General features: G+C 64.0%; 12 protein-coding genes and 1 pseudogene. 6 read left to right on the plus strand and 7 right to left on the minus strand.

From position 1 onward, the window contains the following. Positions 1 to 343: 343 nt before the first annotated feature. Together ACFQJB_RS06625 and malA are read right to left on the minus strand one after the other, a co-directional pair. Positions 344 to 796 (minus strand): universal stress protein, encoded by a 453-nt coding sequence (locus ACFQJB_RS06625; RefSeq protein ID WP_379725329.1) that lies wholly within the window; start codon positions 794 to 796, stop codon positions 344 to 346. Between the two features lie 65 nt (positions 797 to 861). Further along, on the minus strand, positions 862 to 2,835 hold the full coding sequence (gene malA, locus ACFQJB_RS06630; RefSeq protein WP_379725332.1) for an alpha-amylase MalA: 1,974 nt from the start codon (positions 2,833 to 2,835) through the stop codon (positions 862 to 864). A gap of 240 nt (positions 2,836 to 3,075) precedes the next feature. Between malA and ACFQJB_RS06635 the strand changes: the two are divergent. The 3 genes and pseudogenes from ACFQJB_RS06635 to ACFQJB_RS06645 all read left to right on the plus strand — a co-directional run bounded on the left by ACFQJB_RS06635 (position 3,076) and on the right by ACFQJB_RS06645 (position 8,679). Then, positions 3,076 to 7,613 (plus strand): annotated as a pseudogene (locus tag ACFQJB_RS06635) (glycoside hydrolase family 15 protein). Positions 7,614 to 7,649: 36 nt separating this feature from the next. Continuing rightward, complete coding sequence (locus ACFQJB_RS06640) at positions 7,650 to 8,198, plus strand: SRPBCC family protein (protein ID WP_379725335.1); 549 nt, start codon at positions 7,650 to 7,652, stop codon at positions 8,196 to 8,198. A gap of 76 nt (positions 8,199 to 8,274) precedes the next feature. Continuing rightward, positions 8,275 to 8,679, plus strand: coding sequence for a VOC family protein (locus tag ACFQJB_RS06645; RefSeq protein WP_379725338.1), 405 nt, complete (start codon positions 8,275 to 8,277; stop codon positions 8,677 to 8,679). A gap of 25 nt (positions 8,680 to 8,704) precedes the next feature. Here the strand turns inward: ACFQJB_RS06645 and ACFQJB_RS06650 are convergent, their stop codons facing one another. Beyond that, the gene (locus ACFQJB_RS06650; RefSeq protein ID WP_379725341.1) at positions 8,705 to 10,264 is read right to left on the minus strand and encodes a sensor histidine kinase; all 1,560 of its coding nucleotides are present in this window, start codon (positions 10,262 to 10,264) and stop codon (positions 8,705 to 8,707) included. 206 nt (positions 10,265 to 10,470) lie between these two features. Here ACFQJB_RS06650 and ACFQJB_RS06655 point away from each other — a divergent pair, with 206 nt between their 5' ends. Beyond that, positions 10,471 to 10,797, plus strand: a complete 327-nt coding sequence (locus ACFQJB_RS06655; RefSeq protein WP_379725344.1) for a 2Fe-2S iron-sulfur cluster-binding protein — start codon at positions 10,471 to 10,473, stop codon at positions 10,795 to 10,797. A 60-nt stretch (positions 10,798 to 10,857) separates the two neighbouring features. Further along, positions 10,858 to 11,457 (plus strand): class I SAM-dependent methyltransferase, encoded by a 600-nt coding sequence (locus tag ACFQJB_RS06660; RefSeq protein ID WP_379725347.1) that lies wholly within the window; start codon positions 10,858 to 10,860, stop codon positions 11,455 to 11,457. Here ACFQJB_RS06660 and ACFQJB_RS06665 read toward each other — a convergent pair whose 3' ends face one another. After that, on the minus strand, positions 11,458 to 12,225 hold the full coding sequence (locus ACFQJB_RS06665) for a hypothetical protein (RefSeq protein ID WP_379725350.1): 768 nt from the start codon (positions 12,223 to 12,225) through the stop codon (positions 11,458 to 11,460). Positions 12,226 to 12,340: 115 nt separating this feature from the next. Here ACFQJB_RS06665 and ACFQJB_RS06670 point away from each other — a divergent pair, with 115 nt between their 5' ends. Then, positions 12,341 to 12,814, plus strand: coding sequence for a redoxin domain-containing protein (locus ACFQJB_RS06670; RefSeq protein WP_379725353.1), 474 nt, complete (start codon positions 12,341 to 12,343; stop codon positions 12,812 to 12,814). Between the two features lie 44 nt (positions 12,815 to 12,858). Here ACFQJB_RS06670 and ACFQJB_RS06675 read toward each other — a convergent pair whose 3' ends face one another. The 3 genes from ACFQJB_RS06675 to ACFQJB_RS06685 form a co-directional block, all read right to left on the minus strand. Next, positions 12,859 to 14,313 carry a phosphomannomutase gene (locus ACFQJB_RS06675; protein WP_379725356.1) on the minus strand — a complete coding sequence of 485 codons (1,455 nt, stop codon included), beginning with the start codon at positions 14,311 to 14,313 and terminating at the stop codon, positions 12,859 to 12,861. Positions 14,314 to 14,401: 88 nt separating this feature from the next. Then, positions 14,402 to 14,626: a hypothetical protein gene (locus tag ACFQJB_RS06680; RefSeq protein ID WP_379725359.1), complete on the minus strand. Its 225-nt coding sequence runs from the start codon at positions 14,624 to 14,626 to the stop codon at positions 14,402 to 14,404. Then, positions 14,626 to 15,048 carry a nuclear transport factor 2 family protein gene (locus tag ACFQJB_RS06685; protein WP_379725362.1) on the minus strand — a complete coding sequence of 141 codons (423 nt, stop codon included), beginning with the start codon at positions 15,046 to 15,048 and terminating at the stop codon, positions 14,626 to 14,628. Before ACFQJB_RS06685 ends, ACFQJB_RS06680 begins: the two co-directional genes overlap by 1 nt. Between the last annotated feature and the right edge of the window lie 52 nt (positions 15,049 to 15,100).

Consider the following 15,100-nt stretch of genomic DNA (forward strand, 5'->3'; position numbering starts at 1 on the left):
CTGACCGATTCGAACGGTCGGCGGCTCGCGGTGTGTTTTTGCTGCATTCCAGTCGAGCGCCCTGTTGTACTTAAGGGCGTTGGTTCGATCTGGGTGCCGTCCGGCGATTCCGGACGGTGGTGGTCGGGCGTGTTTCCACACACGACCAGTGCATCCTATCGAAGACGGGGTTACTACAAAAGGCCTCTGATACAGTCCGAGATTCGAAAACAAAGCAGGAATTTCAGCCGTTCGTCACGTCAGCAGCGCCCCCAAGCCATGAGAATTGGACACATGGGTGATTGTGTGTCGACCGCTCACATGGCATCGTCGTCGACGCCGTTGAGGGACGCAACACGACCAATTAGTCGTCATCGACCGGGGTTTTCACGACGGTCACCGGCCCGTCGGCCATCGTCACAACACGTTCGGCGACACTCCCGAGCAGGCTTCGGTACTCCCCTGAGCGATGCTTCGAGCCCATGATCGTCAGCTCGATCGCGGCCTCGTCAACGTAGGCGAGGATCTCCTCGTGGGGGACGCCGTGCCGGATGGTCGATTCGGTCTCGACGCCGGCGTCAGCGGCCTGGTCGGTGATCGCCGCGATGGCATCCGCACCAGCCTGTTCAAGCGCGGCCTCCAACCCCTCAAACTCGTGGACGTACTCGTCGCCGGGATACGAGCTGTAGGCGTCGGAGTCGACAACGTAGAGCACGTGCAGGTCAGCGTCATACCGCTGGGCCGCGTCGATCGCGTGGGCGGTCGCCTGGTCGACACCGGGACTCATGTCTGTTGGCAGGAGTAGTCGGTCGTACATACATGGGCCTACGAGGGCCAGCGTCAAAACTGTCGGTGGCGAAACCGAAAAACGAGACGTCGCGCTTAGTCGGCGGCTTCGAAGACGGCCACGCTGTCGACGGTCAGCCCTTCTTCGGCGGCCCGGGACTCACCGGAGACGAGATCGGTCGCATCAACCGTTTCGTCGACACCAACGACCGTCTCGCCCTCGCCGAAGTTGAGCACGACAATATAGCGGTCATCGTCGCTCTCGCGGCCGAAGGCGACGACCTCATCCTCGTTGTCGGCGTCGTAGTCGATCCGCTGGAGATCACCGTTCGAGCTGAGTGCCGGGTACTCCTGTTTGAGATCGATCAGCTGATCGTAGTGATCGCGGATCTCCTCGCGGACGTGATTCCACGCGAGGTGGTCACGCCGACCACGCTGGCCGAGCTCCTGACCACCGTACAGCATCGGCACGCCAGGCAAGGTAAACACCGCGCCCGCGGCAGCCTTCGTCGCGGCGTCACCACAGTCGACGATGTATCGGGTCTCGTCGTGGTTCTCCATGTAGAGCATGAAGGCGGCGTGGTCGGGGAACGCTGAGCGCTGGCGGCCCTCAACGGCGTCAAGAATCGCCTCGGCGGGCTGGTTGCCGTCGCCGACCTGCCGGAGCGTGAAGTACGTCGTCGTATCGAAGTGGATGTCGAACATCCCCTCGTGGAAGTCGGCGATATACGGGATCGTCTCATCGAGCAGCAGAAACTCGGGGTCGATGGCCTTCAGCCGCTCGCGCATCTCCTTCCAGAAGGATTCGGGAACGGCCCACGCCATATCACACCGGAAGCCGTCGGCAACTTCGGCCCACGTGTCGAGGGCATCAAGCAGGTGACGACGGACTTCGAGATTGGTGAAATCGAAGTTGGCGATGAACTCCCAGCCGAAGTAGGTGCCGGGCTCGCCGTTATCCTGCCATTCGTACCAGTCGTAGTACTCTGAGTCCGGGTTCTGGTAGGCGTCCTCGAAGTACGGATGGTCACGCGCGGAGTGATTCAACACGAGGTCAAACAGCACCGACATCCCGCGCTCGTGGGCGGCGTCGACGAAGGACTCGTAATCCTCGCGGTCGCCGAGATCATCGGCGATCGAGAAGAAGTCGGTGATGTTGTAGCCGTGTGGCGCGCCGTCGTGTTGGAGGACGGGCGTCAGCCACAGACAGTCGACGCCGAGATCCTCCATGTAGTCGAGGCGTTTTTCGAGGGCTTCGAACGTCGTTTCGGCCTCGTCGTCGTCGGCCGCATAGCCGCGGACGTAGATCTCATAGAGGGTAACCTCCTTGCCCCACTGCGGCGGGTCGTAGAGTCGGTGAACAGCAAAATCACCCTCGTCGCCGAGCCGATCGATGCTGACGGCGTCGGCCACGCTGTAACTGTCACCGATGGCGACAGCGTGCACACGCAGTTCGTCGTCGATCACATCGAGCGGCGCGCGGAGTTCGTGGCCGTCGATGGTGACCGCGGACTCCTCGACGCCGTCGCGGTCGTCAAGCAGGAACTCAACGTCGAGCTCCTCGGCGTCACGCGAGGAATCAGGGTGTGGTTTCGGCGTCGCCGTGATGACGGCTTCATCGTCGACGATGTCGCCGTCAAGGCGAACCCGCGGGCGACCCTCGCCCTCGCCTTGTGACTCACCGAGTGCGCCCGACCCGGAGCCGGAGGCAAAGCCGCTCCCGCTGCGCTGTTGTGGGCGCCCGGAGCCGCTTTGACCACTGTAGCCGCTGTACCCGCTGTAGCCGCTGACACCGGTTGCGCCGGTGCCCTCGCCTGTCGGCTGGTACGAACTGGGGAAGACACGGATAGTCTGATTGAACGTGTCGTGTGGCGTCGTCAACGTCGCCACGTATCGGCCCGGTGCGTCGGGGACAAAATGCTCGACAGGGTCGTCACCGAGGCTGGTGTCGGTGTCGATCGGGGCGTCGCTGATCGTCCAACTATACTCGGCATCTGGGTCTGGATCGCGGGGTGCTAACTGAATAGCATCCCCAACAGCAATGAACTGCGGCTGCCCTGGATGGTTCATAGTCGTATCTACACAGAGGGTTACTTTGGTCTTGTGTATCTGCGAGAAACTGTGTACAAACATAATAAATCGAGCGACAAGCGGCTATATTCGACAGAGAGCGTTTGAATCAGCCGATATCTGGGTGTATCGTGACGGCGTGATCCGGGCTATTTTGTCACATTTGTTCATTATCATGGACGAATCTGAGCGAACGCAAAGCCGCCAATACTTAGTTATGGACAGCGAATCCCCACCTACATGCGACTCCGCACCGCGCTCAACGAGTTCAAACGCACCCGCGATGGGCGGTTTCCGGCCGAGTGCCGAACCACCGACGGGGCGTTTTCTGCGCACGGGGATCGGCTTGTCTACGTCGATCCGGATGGCGGGCTCCGAGACTACTCCGCGCCGCTGTCAGGCCTCTCTGGGATTGATCGGGCACGACTCGGCATCGAAACCGAAACCGGCACCCAGTGGTTCGACGAGTTTTCGACGGTTCGCCAACACTACTACCGGGAGACAAATGTCGTCGAAACCGAGTATGCCGCCGACGGCTTCACTGTCCACCAGTACGATCTCACGCTTGGACGGGCTCACGTCACCCACATCGAGCTTCGGGGAGCGATCCCACCGAACGCCGAGCTCACGGCGTTTCTCACCTTCGCCCCGGAAGGCCAGGAATCCCAGGTCGGTCGGCTGATCCACGGCGAAGCCGGCCCCAACGACACCGATGTCGTAGAGGTATTCCACCGGAGCGAACACGATTACGTCACCGCCTCGACCGGCATCATCGACGTGCGGGGCCAGATCCCCGAACGCTTCGAGGAGATTCTCTCCGAGGAGGCCTATGAGTTCCCGCGTGAGGCCGTCATCAACCGCTTTGAGGACACCCACCTCAGCGGCGATGTCGTCATCAACGCCCCACTAGAACAGAGTGGCCGGGCAGCGAAGACGACGATCGTCACCCAGCTATCGGATCACGAGACGGTCGATCGGGAGGCCGCCCTCGCTGATCTCCGGCAGTGTGCGGCCGCCCACCGTGGGGCCGACGATATCCGCGAGGCCGGCCGCCAGCGCGCGGAGGTCTCGGTGCCGGAGTCAGCCCCCAACGGCAACGTCGTCCGTGAGGATCTGCGGGCCCTCTCGCTGCTGAAAGCCCCAACCGGTGCCCACATCGCGGCCCCGGAGTTCGACCCCTTCTATGCGCACTCCGGCGGCTACGGCTACACCTGGTTCCGCGATGAGGCTGAGGTTGGCCGCCATCTCCTGACAGCGGACTCGCTGTTGGATCTCGACCTCCAAGAGTCGCTGGCAGCGACAGCCGAGTTCTTCTGTGAGACACAGGAAGATGACGGCTCGTGGTCACACCGCGTGTGGGCGATGGATGGCTCCCTCGCCCCAGGGTGGGCCCACGGCCGCATCGAGGGCGGCAACGACGATTATCAGGCCGACCAGACGGCGAGTGCGGTTACCTTCCTGGCGGAGCTGTTGAGCGAGCGCGGCGACACCTTCTCAGAGCCGTTGCGGGAGCAGATCCGCACGACGATCCGCGATGCGGTCGATGTCCTCGATGAGACGCTGGCCGACGATGGGCTGCCGGTCGCCTGTCAGAACCTCTGGGAAAACATGACCGGGCGGTTCAGCCACACCGCAGCGACCTATCTCGCGGCCTATGTGGCGGTCGCCGACGCCCCGGTCGCAGCCGACCTGCAGTCACACGCACAGGCGCAAGCGACGACAGTGTTCGATGGGCTCGATCGGTTCTGGAGTGAGACGCGGGCGGCCTACGGCATCCGGCTCAACAACAGCGGCAAGCTCGACGACCGGATCGATTCGGCGAGCTTCGCGATCGTTGAGGCGGTCGTTGCCTACGATGACCTTGTTGAGACGGAGCTTTCCACGGAGACGCTTGATCGACTCAGCGACCACGTCCAACACGTCTTCGACGCGCTGTACCGCGATCCCGAGGATAGCACTGTCGCTGGGCTCGCACGATTCGAAGGCGACACCTGGCGCTCAGAGGGCCAACAGGGCGAGAAGATTTGGACACCCTCGACGGCGTGGGGTGCGGTCGCCGCCACCGAACTCGGCGTCCTGCTGTCGACGTATGACCGCGAAGACGACGCCGAGGAGTGTTTCGATCAGGCCGGAACTCTGTACGAACATCTCCTTCCAAACGGGCCGTTGACGACGCGGGCCGGCTATCTCGCCGAGCAGGCCTTCGACGACGGCACCGTCGACAGCGCGGCCCCGCTGGGCTGGTCACACGCCCTCCGCCTGCGGGCGACGGCGACGCTGCGAGAGCAGAACGCGCTGCCGATCATCGCGCCCGCGCCATCCGGCCCGGAGAGCCGACCGCGGTGGACGACCGGCGAAAAATACGGCGTGGCGACGGTCGCCGACCACGGCAACGATGACGCCTCGAAGGTGTGGTTTACGCTCACCGAGGGCGCGCTCACCGAGGCGCGGTTCCCCCGAGTCGATCTGATGAACCTCCGAACGGTCGACTTTGTCGTGGCTGATGCCGGCGACACCACCGACTACACCGCTCGCACTCACAACGAGACCCGCACCGACGACGACACCGAAACGATCGACCGGCGGGTCGAGCCGGCCGACGACGACGCGCTGCTCTTCCGGCACATCATCACCGAACAGGGCGATGGGCGCGGCCACGAGTGGACGCTGACCGTGGAGTACGCGATCGATCCCGACCACGACGCCATCGTCGCCGACATCGACTTCGAGAGCGCCGACGACAACGAGTACGACATCTACGCTGTCGCCGACATCTCGCTGACCAACACGGGCACCCGGGATCGTGGCTACCGGCTCGGCGAGCGCGGCAACTACCATCTGGCGGCCCGCGACGCCGAGGCCTACGACACCGGCGCGGAAGCCCTCCTCACCGACGAGGACGGCGATGTCTACAGCGTCGCCATGGCGATGACGACGCCGAATCAGTTCGATTGGGCGACCGTCGGGGCTGCGGGCTCCGAACACCTCGCAAAGCTATTCAGCGAGGAGATCGCCCGCTGCCAAACGACCGACTTGACGACGACAACATCGTGCTTGCAGGCCTGCTCGGAACCGGAACAACCGTCGGCGAGACGCTGTCGATCGGGTTCGGCGAGAACGCCGACACGGCCGCCGCACTCGGCGAAGCCGAAGGCGCGTTGGCAAACGGCTACGACGACGTGCGGGCGGCCTACCGCGAGACTTGGGGGACTTCCTCGCCGACAAGGAGATCCCCGAGTTCGTCGTCGACGACGAGGCTCTCTACAAACAGTACAAGAGCTGTCTGATGGCCCTGCGGGCCGTCGAGGACAAAACCTATCTCGGCGCGGGAATCGCCAGCCCCTCGGTGCCGTGGGGTGAAGCGGTCACCGCCGACGAGCCGAAGGGGTACGGCTACAACTTCGTGTGGTCACGGGATCTGTATCAGGTCTTTACCGTCTTCGAGGCGATCGGCGACCACAAAACCGCGACCGACGCCCTCCAGTACATCTTCGAATACCAGCAGGACGACGAGGGCTTCATCCCCCAGAACACCTACGTCAACGGGCTGACTCGCTGGGGTGGCGAACAGATCGACAACATCTCCTTCCCGCTGATCATGGCCTACCAGTTGGCCGAGGTGGGCATCGACTTCGAGGACGTAAGCTACGACTACATCAACGTCAAACGCTCGGCGGATTACGTCGCCCGCAACGGGCCAGCGACCGCCCAAGAGCGCTGGGAGGAAGAAGCCGGCTACTCGCCGTCATCGATCGCCGCCGAGGTCGCCGGCCTCGTTTGTGCGGCAGACATCGCAAACGACGCCGGCGAGACCGGCGATGCGATCGTCTGGCTCGCGTTGGCCGACGAGTGGGCTGATCGCGTCGAGGAGTGGTGTGCGACCAAAACCGGGACGCAACTCCACACGAACACGCCGTACTACGTCCGGGTGACCCGCGACGGCAACCCCGAAGCCGGCCACCTGCGGACGCTGCCAACGCGGGGCCAACACTCGATGAGCGAGAGATTATCGACGGCGGCTTCCTCGAACTCACGCGACTCGGCATCAAATCACCTGACGACGAGATCATCACCAACTCGCTGGTCGAGGTCGATGAGACGATCCGGCTGGACACACCGCAAGGCCCGGCGTTCTACCGCTACAACGGCGATGGCTACGGCGAGCGCGCGATGGGCGAGAAGGGCGCGCCGTGGTCAGTCCAAACCAAAGGCAAAGGGCGGCTGTGGCCGATCTTCACCGGCGAGCGCGGCGAGTACGAGCTGTTGGCCGGCACCGACGAGGGCGACCTCGCGCCACAAAACCTCTTGAAGACGATGGCCCGATTCGCCAACAGCGGCCGGATGATCGCCGAGCAGGTCTGGGATCGCCACATCGACAACGAGTACAACTGGGAGATCGGCGACGGCACCGGCTCGGCAACACCGCTGGCCTGGAGTATGGCGCAGTTCATCCGCCTGCCCACGGCATCGCTGAGGGTGAACCAGTCGAAACGCCGACGGCCGTCGCTGACCGGTATCGCAGCGGCCCGCGGCCTGCTGGGCCGGCACTGTCAGTCGAGCGCAACGTGTCGAAAGATACGCTGACAATCACTGGTGAAACCGATGGCACGGTTGTCGCGGCCAGTGCCGACGGCGAATCGACGACAGTCACCGTCGACAACGGCAGCTTTGAGCTAACGCTGCCAGCCGGCCACGGCAAGACGATAGTCACGGTCGCCGCTGCCACCGACACTGACCTGACCACGGCGGGGACGACGGTCGAACGCTTCACCATCTGACCGGGTGTTTTTGCGACCCCCGTGCCTACAGGTGGTATGGCAACCTATAGCCGCCGGACACGGATCGACGCCCCACTGGAGGCCGTCTGGGCGTTTCACGGGCAGATCGACGGGCTTGAGGCGTTGACGCCGGGGTGGATGGGCCTCCGCGTCGAGGGCGTCGTCGGCCCCGACGGCGATGCTGATCCCGCGGAGCTATTCGAGGGCAGCGAGATCACGATGGCGAGTCGACCGTTCGGTGTCGCCCCCGAAAGCCGGTGGCTGTCGCGGATCGTGGCCCGCGAGCGCGATGACGGCTATCGGATGTTCCGCGACGACATGCTCGGTGGCCCCTTCGCGGTGTGGGTACACACCCACGAGTTCTACGGCGACGGCGATGAAACCGTCATGATCGACACCGTTGAGTACGAATTCCCAGCCGGCCCGGTTGGCCCACTGGTCGATCGGCTTGCTGTCGTCGGCTTCGAGCCGATGTTTCGGTACCGACATCGCCAGACAAAGGCCCTGCTGGAAGGTGGTTCCTATCCGGACTGGATGCCGGCTGTCGACCGTGACACACCAGCGGGTGCCGAGGGCGACACCTAATTGACCAATAGCAGCACTGATCCCACCGCAAACGCATCACCAGTATCGCTTAGTCGCTCGCGGCCGTGTGCCCGCCATGACGATCGACGTTGTCGATATCGACCACAGTGCGATCCGCGTCAGGGATATTGAGGAATCACTTCGCTTCTACCATGATCTGCTGGGGCTCGAAACGCGTGACGAGGATCGGTTCGACGCCGGCGAAGTGCCATTTGTTGCGGTCGTGGCTGGCGGCCGGCATATCCATCTCGTCCCAACCGACGAACCGATCGATGTCGGCGGAGAACACCTCTGTCTGTTGGTGCGATCGGATTCGGTTGACACACGCGCGGAGATTGATGCCCTGATCGACGAGATCGAGAGAGCCGGCTACACGGTTGAGGCGGGCGAACCGTACGAGCGGTACGGTGCCTACGGCAACGACTGGGCGATCTACGTCCGGGATCCAGATGGGCGACGGGTCGAACTCAAACTCCACTGACGCAACAAAACAGCCACAGGCGAGATCAGGCGTCGAAATCGATTTCGAATGCTGCGCCGCCGGCCTCGCTATCGCCGACACTGATTTCCCAGCCGTGGCCCTCGACGATCGTCTCAACGATTGACAGCCCGAGACCGGTGCCGCCGCCGCCGGTGTAGCCGTGATCGAAGACGGCGTCTTGCTCATCGGCGGGGATGCCTGCACCATCGTCGCCGACGACAACCCCGCCGTCGGTCGCCCGGACGGTCACCGTCACGTCCTCGCCGGCATGGTCGATCGCGTTGCGGAACAGGTTCTCGAAGACCTCACGCAGCCGTGTCGGATCAGCCTCGACCATCTCCATCGGCTCTAACTTCTCAGTTTCCAGCGACGCCTCGGGGGTGTCGACGCTGTCCCACGCGTTGGCAACGATTGTATCGACCGCGACCGGTTCGGTGTCGCCGACGGCCCGGCCCTCGCGGGCGAGTGTCAACAGCTCGTCGAGCATCGTCTCCATGCGCTCGGCGGCGTCGACCGCAGGGTCGAGGCGGTCAACATCGCCGGTTTCGGTCGCCAACTCAAGATAGCCGGTGACAACGCTGAGGGGGTTTTGGAGGTCGTGGCTGATGACCGAGGTAAACTGTTCGAGGCGTTCGTTCTGGCGTTCGAGTTCAGCGCGCCGGCGGCGGCGGCGTTCGGTGTAGCCGATGAACTCACCGACGGATGTGAGCTGTTGACGCACCGATTCCGGCCACCGCCGCGGGGTGGCTGTCGTCACGACGAGCGTACCGGCCAACTCCCAGTCGATGACGATCGGCACCGCCAGTAGTGTCCCAGTTTCGGCGTCAAAGGTCGATTCGTCAGTCGTCGCATCATAACAGACGGCTTCGAACTGTTCCAATCGTTCGGCGAAGCCGGGGAACTCAGCGGCTGGGATCTCCTCGTCGTCCAGTGGCTCGATGGCGAGGTCGGCGGCGGCAGCGTCGGTATCCCGCCAACCAAAGTCCTCGGTGAGAAGCCCGGTTTCGTCATCGTAGTGATACAGCAGACACTGCACCGCTTCAAGCTCGGTCGCCAGCGACTGCAGCGCCCACTCGATTTTGACGTCGACCTCGTCGATGGCCGCGCTCATCAGCGATCGGGAAACATCGAGGGTTGTATCCCGGATATCGAGGCGTTGGGCGGCCACAAGCGATTCAACGCGGGTACGCAGGCCCACGACCCCGTCAAGTGGCTCAACGGCCGATGCTGACGTTGTGGGCTCTTTGACGGTCAGAGCCTCAGCGTCGAATGAGTCGATGCCACTGTCAGCGACGGGTTCGCCGGCGGGATCAGCTGGTGCGCCCAGTCCAGCATTAGTTGGCGTTGCCGCACCGCTGTCGCTCGCTGTGTAAACAACGTCGTCGACACCGAGCCGGAACGCCTGCCGCACCATATCAGCGTCAGGTTCGTCGGCGAACAACACAAAGGGTGCCTCAGATGAGGTCGTCAGCGACTCATACAGCGACTGCCAGGTCGTCTCCGGCAGCGTAGCCGAGGCGACAAAACAGTCGACAGCGACGTCAGCGGCGGTTGTCGCCGCCGCGCCGCTCTCGACGGCTGTCACCGTCCACTCTGGCTCAAATGCCCCCGAACCGCCTCGCGGCGGCTCTCATCGGCGTCGATATACAGCAGCTGAAACGACGCCTCCGCACTGCTCATAGCTACCGTTTGGCCGTGGGGGGTATCAATTTTCCTGTCTCGTCGTGTCATAATCGACACTATCGCGGCCGCAGCAACGGATTCAGGTCGCTGCAGCGACAGGTTTCACCTATGGGTGAGTCCTACCGTGTCGTCGTCGCAAGCGAGGGAACCGAAACCGAACTCTCGGTGGCGGCCGGAACGACACTCCGGGATGCGTTGCTGGCAGCCGACCGCTCGCCGTACGGGCGACTGTCCGAACGAGCGAACTGCGGCGGCCGCGGGCTGTGTGCGACCTGTGGGGTACGACTCGCTGACGATGTGGCACCCAACCACTGGCACGACCGGCTGGCCGACCGGTTTGGCTACCCGCGACTGTCGTGTCAGGTGGCCGTTGACCGCGATATGCGGGTCGAACTGCTGGATGACAAACTGGTCTGGGGCGGCCGCGAGTCGTAGGGCTGGCTGGCGAGTGTCGGGTGGGCGACCACTCATTGCGATCGCGCCCGTAGCCACCCTATGGAACCCCACGAGCGACAGGCGGCATGGGAGGAGCTGTCGACAACGTATGCCGACCGCCGCGATCCAGATGGCTCGGATGCAGCCCTCATCGACGACCTGCTCGACCGCTGTCCGCCTGATCCAACCATCGTCGATATCGGCTGTGGGGACGGCGCGCGGACGCTTGCGAATCTCCCGGCCGACAGCATCGGGGTCGACTTTGCCCGCACCGGCCTCTCACTGGCGGCCGATACCGTCCCCGACGCACGACTGGTGCAGGCTGACATGCGACAGCTGCCGCTGGCTGAAACCGTCGCCGACGGAATAACTGCCTACCACGCGGTCTTTCACGTCCCGCGGACGCGACACCCTGAGGTGTACGCGGAGTTCGCTCGCGTGTTGCGATCGGGTGGGATGCTGCTGAGTACGCTTCCCGGTGGGCGGTTCGAGACGGTGCGGCGCGGCTGGATGGGCGGTGAGATGTTCTTTTCCGCGCCGGGACGAGACCGTACGCTTGCGCAGTTGCAGACGGCCGGCTTCGAGATCCTCGCCACGCCGACGGCGACCGATCCACTCGGCAGCAGCACCGAGTTCGTCCTCGCCGAATACACCGGGTAGCTACTGTGGCTCGGTCGGGCGTGAACAGCGAAGACAGAGGGTGCTGTTGGCAACCCAGTTGACGTCGCGGGAGCCACAGGCCGGACACGCGTGGTGATCGGTTGCATACTCGGTCGTCCCACGCGGTGCAGCGAGAACACCCTTGTCGACACAGCCGTCGACCAACGACGCGAACCGCTGGCGTTTGTACTCGGCGCGGGCGGCCAAGAAGTCGCCCGGATCGGACGGATCTGCGCCGTGGAGATCTTCCCACTCGATTGCGATCTCGCCGTTTTCAAGCGTGCGAGCGAGCTGTTTTGCTGGCGCGGCCGCGGCCAAGAAGAGGGGTGTCGCCCCAACCGTCTGGGGATCAGTTGTCTCGTCGGCAGCCGCCCGGTAAGCGTCGGCGGCAGCGGCATAGGCGTCGGCGGCCCCCTCCAACCCACCGGCGACCCGGAAATCGGCGGCAAATTCGTCGAAACAGGCGGCCTGGAGCGGGGTTGCCATTGTCGCCCCAAGGTCGCCGACGAGGGCGATCCCGGCGGTGGCTCGCCGGGTCGCTCGCGCTGGACAGTCGGCGACGCGATAGCAGAGGGCGGCCGTCAGCAGGTGGCGGGGGCCGTCACCGATCGACCCACGGTCGTCCGGGGCAAACGGGTCGTGGTCGTCACGGGGGTCGGCAAGCACCGACCAGCCGGCCCGAGTGTAGGCGTCGCCGGCCGCCTCGTAGCGTCGGTCAGCAAGTGCGGCGACCGCTGCCGCGTAGTGGCCGTTGTCGTTGGTGTGCATACATCGCATACGACCGCGACCGACACAACAGTTGCTATGTAGCGAGAAGTGGTTGCGTGTGCGATTTAGTGGCACAACGGGCTTATCATGATTGCACCCGATGAGGTGAGTGCTTATGGTTTCAACCGGAGACACCGCCCCCGACATTTCCGCAACGATCGGTACAAGCGACCACGAGGAGTTTGAGCTGTCCGACTATCTCGGCGATGGCCCTGTCGTGTTGGCCTTCTTCCCCGGCGCGTTCACGCCGCCGTGTTCCAACGAGATGGTCGCCCTGGAGGAACACCTCGATGCCTTCGAGGATGCTGGCGCGACCGTCCTCGGCCTCAGCGCCGACTCGGCGTTCTCACTGGGTGCCTTCAGCGACGAGTACAACCTCTCGTTTACGCTCGTCAGCGACATGGCCGGTGAGGCGATCCGCGACTACGGCCTTGAGATGGAGATCCCGGATCTCGGCCTCTACGGCATCGCCAACCGCGCGGTCTACGTTCTCGACGAGGACGGCACGGTCACCTACGACTGGGTTGCCGACGAGCCGACCGACGAGCCGGATTACGAGGAACTCGTCGCCGCCGCCGAAGACGCCTAACACGACCCGCAGTTTTCACCGTATTTTTCCGTCGCAGAGAGCCGTCAGTTCGACTTACCGTCAGCGTCGGCGATGGCCACCTCGATCCGCTCAGTCGCCGTATCGACGATCTCGTCGACAGACTCACTTTCAGCATAGAGCCGAATGTAGGGCTCGGTGCCGGAGGGTCGCACGAGCAGCCACGAGCCATCCGGCAGGGAAAGCCGAACCCCGTGCTCTCCAGAGACCGTTGCCTCGGAGAAGGCGTCGGGCAACGACGATTCCAGCGTCGTCATCGCCACGGCTTTGGCCCCGTCTGGACAATCAATGCTGACCTTTCTGTAGGGTCGTTCGGTGATCGGCTCCCGAAGGGCCGCAAGCCCGTGGGTGGCAACAAGGCCAGTGAGCAGGGCTGCGCTGACAACGCCGTCGATCCAGCCGCCGAATCCGGGGTGGATGTGTTTCCACGGTTCGGCCGCAAAAACAACCGAGCCGCCGTCACGTTCGGCGGCGGCGATCCCCTCATGCAGCGCGCCGAGACGCACCCGCTCAACGCGTCCGCCGGCGGCGGTCACCTGTTCGTCGATGCGCCCTGAGGCGTTGGGCGTCGTGACGACGACCGGGTCGTCGCCGCGGTCGGTAGCAGCAGCATCGTCAGCGTCGTCTGGGTCGCCGTCGTCCGAAACCGCCCGGCGCGTGTAGTAGCCCGCCAGGATCGCCACCACGCTATCCTCATGGACGATCTCGCCGTCACTATCGAGGATCACGATCCGGTCGGCGTCGCCGTCGTGGGCGATCCCGAGATCAAAGTCGCCGTCGGCGACGAAAGCCTGGAGGTCGCCAAGCGTTTCCGGCGTTGGCTTGCTCGGTCGGCCCGGGAACCGACCGTCAACATTGGCGTTGAGTGCGACGGTGGTCGCCCCAAGGGCATCCAACACCTGTGGTGTCGCCAGCGCGGCCATCCCGTTGCCGCAGTCGACAGCGACACGAAGCCCATCGCCGATGGCTGACTCGCCGTCACGCGGGAGTTGGTCGCGGACATACCCGGTGACGGCAGTCCGGTAATCAGGCAGTGGCTCGCGGCGGCGTGGTGACCCCCACGCCGAAAAGTCGGCTGGGCTGGCGGCCGCGTCGTCAACGAGTGCTTCAATCCGTGCCTCTAACTCGTCGCCGAACTCTTCGCCGTCGACGAAGCATTTGATCCCGTTGTCCGCCGGCGGGTTATGCGAGGCCGTCAGCATCACCCCGTAGCGACCACGGGACGCAAATGCCAGCGTCGGCGTCGGCACAGTTCCAACCCGAACCGGTAGCGCGCCCGCGGCGGCGACGCCGGCTTCAACCGCCGCGGCGAGGGCTGGCCCCGTCAGCCGGCCATCCCGGCCGATGACAATCTCCGGGTGTTTAGTCGGTGCATCCGCGACCGCAAGGCGGCCGACCGCGCTCCCAACGCTGAGGGCAACGTGGGGCGTAACCGTCTCGACGACCGAACCGCGGATACCAGCGGTTCCAAACTCGACCATACCAGCCCAATGGCCTGGCTCACTTAGTGTTCAGCGATCCGCGCGCGACGACGCAGGGAACCGTCGGTCGCGTCGAAGTAGCCGACGCTCAGCGCAGCGACGACCGATAATCCGCAAGATTTCGCAGCACAAACCACAGCAGTCCGACGCCAACCACGAGCCCGACGGCGATGACGACAGCCAACTGTAGCGGTGTCGGATCGACCTGCAGTGCCATCAGCCCCATCGACGCGGCGACAAGCACCACGAAGCCAACTTTGAGCCGCGTGTTTGCGGTTTTCTTCTCGTCGTCGGTGAGGCTTGAACCAACCATCAGTCGTCCCAAGAAAACAGGTCGTCTTCGGCGTCCTCGAGCTCCTCACAGGGCGACGACACGTGAAGTGAGACAAACTGCCAGGTGCCATCCGGGTTCGCTTCGAGAGTGCCCGTCCACCGCGTGTCGAACTCGTAGTCGGTATCGAGGGTGGTGTCAGTCCACGCCAGCGTCAGCCGGTCGTGAAACCACGCAAACGAATCGCGTTCGGTGACCGATGGATCAGCGTCTTCGACGCGCCAATCGGCCGTGGTCGCCGTCTGTTCGGCCAAGGCGTCGGCGACATCGGGGTAGCCGACCAGCTGTTCGCTGAGGCCGACTTTGACCGTCGACAGCGACTCCGCGAAAAACGGCGACAGCGGCTCGCTGGCTTCTAACGCCTCGTAGTAGGCGGCGATCGTCTCCGATGCGTCTTCGTCCATATGTGGTGGTAGATCGGTGGGGGCTTGAAAACACTGTTTGTGCCCCATCGCC

Source organism: Halonotius sp. GCM10025705 (assembly GCF_042662885.1).
Classification (GTDB): domain Archaea; phylum Halobacteriota; class Halobacteria; order Halobacteriales; family Haloferacaceae; genus Halonotius; species Halonotius aquaticus.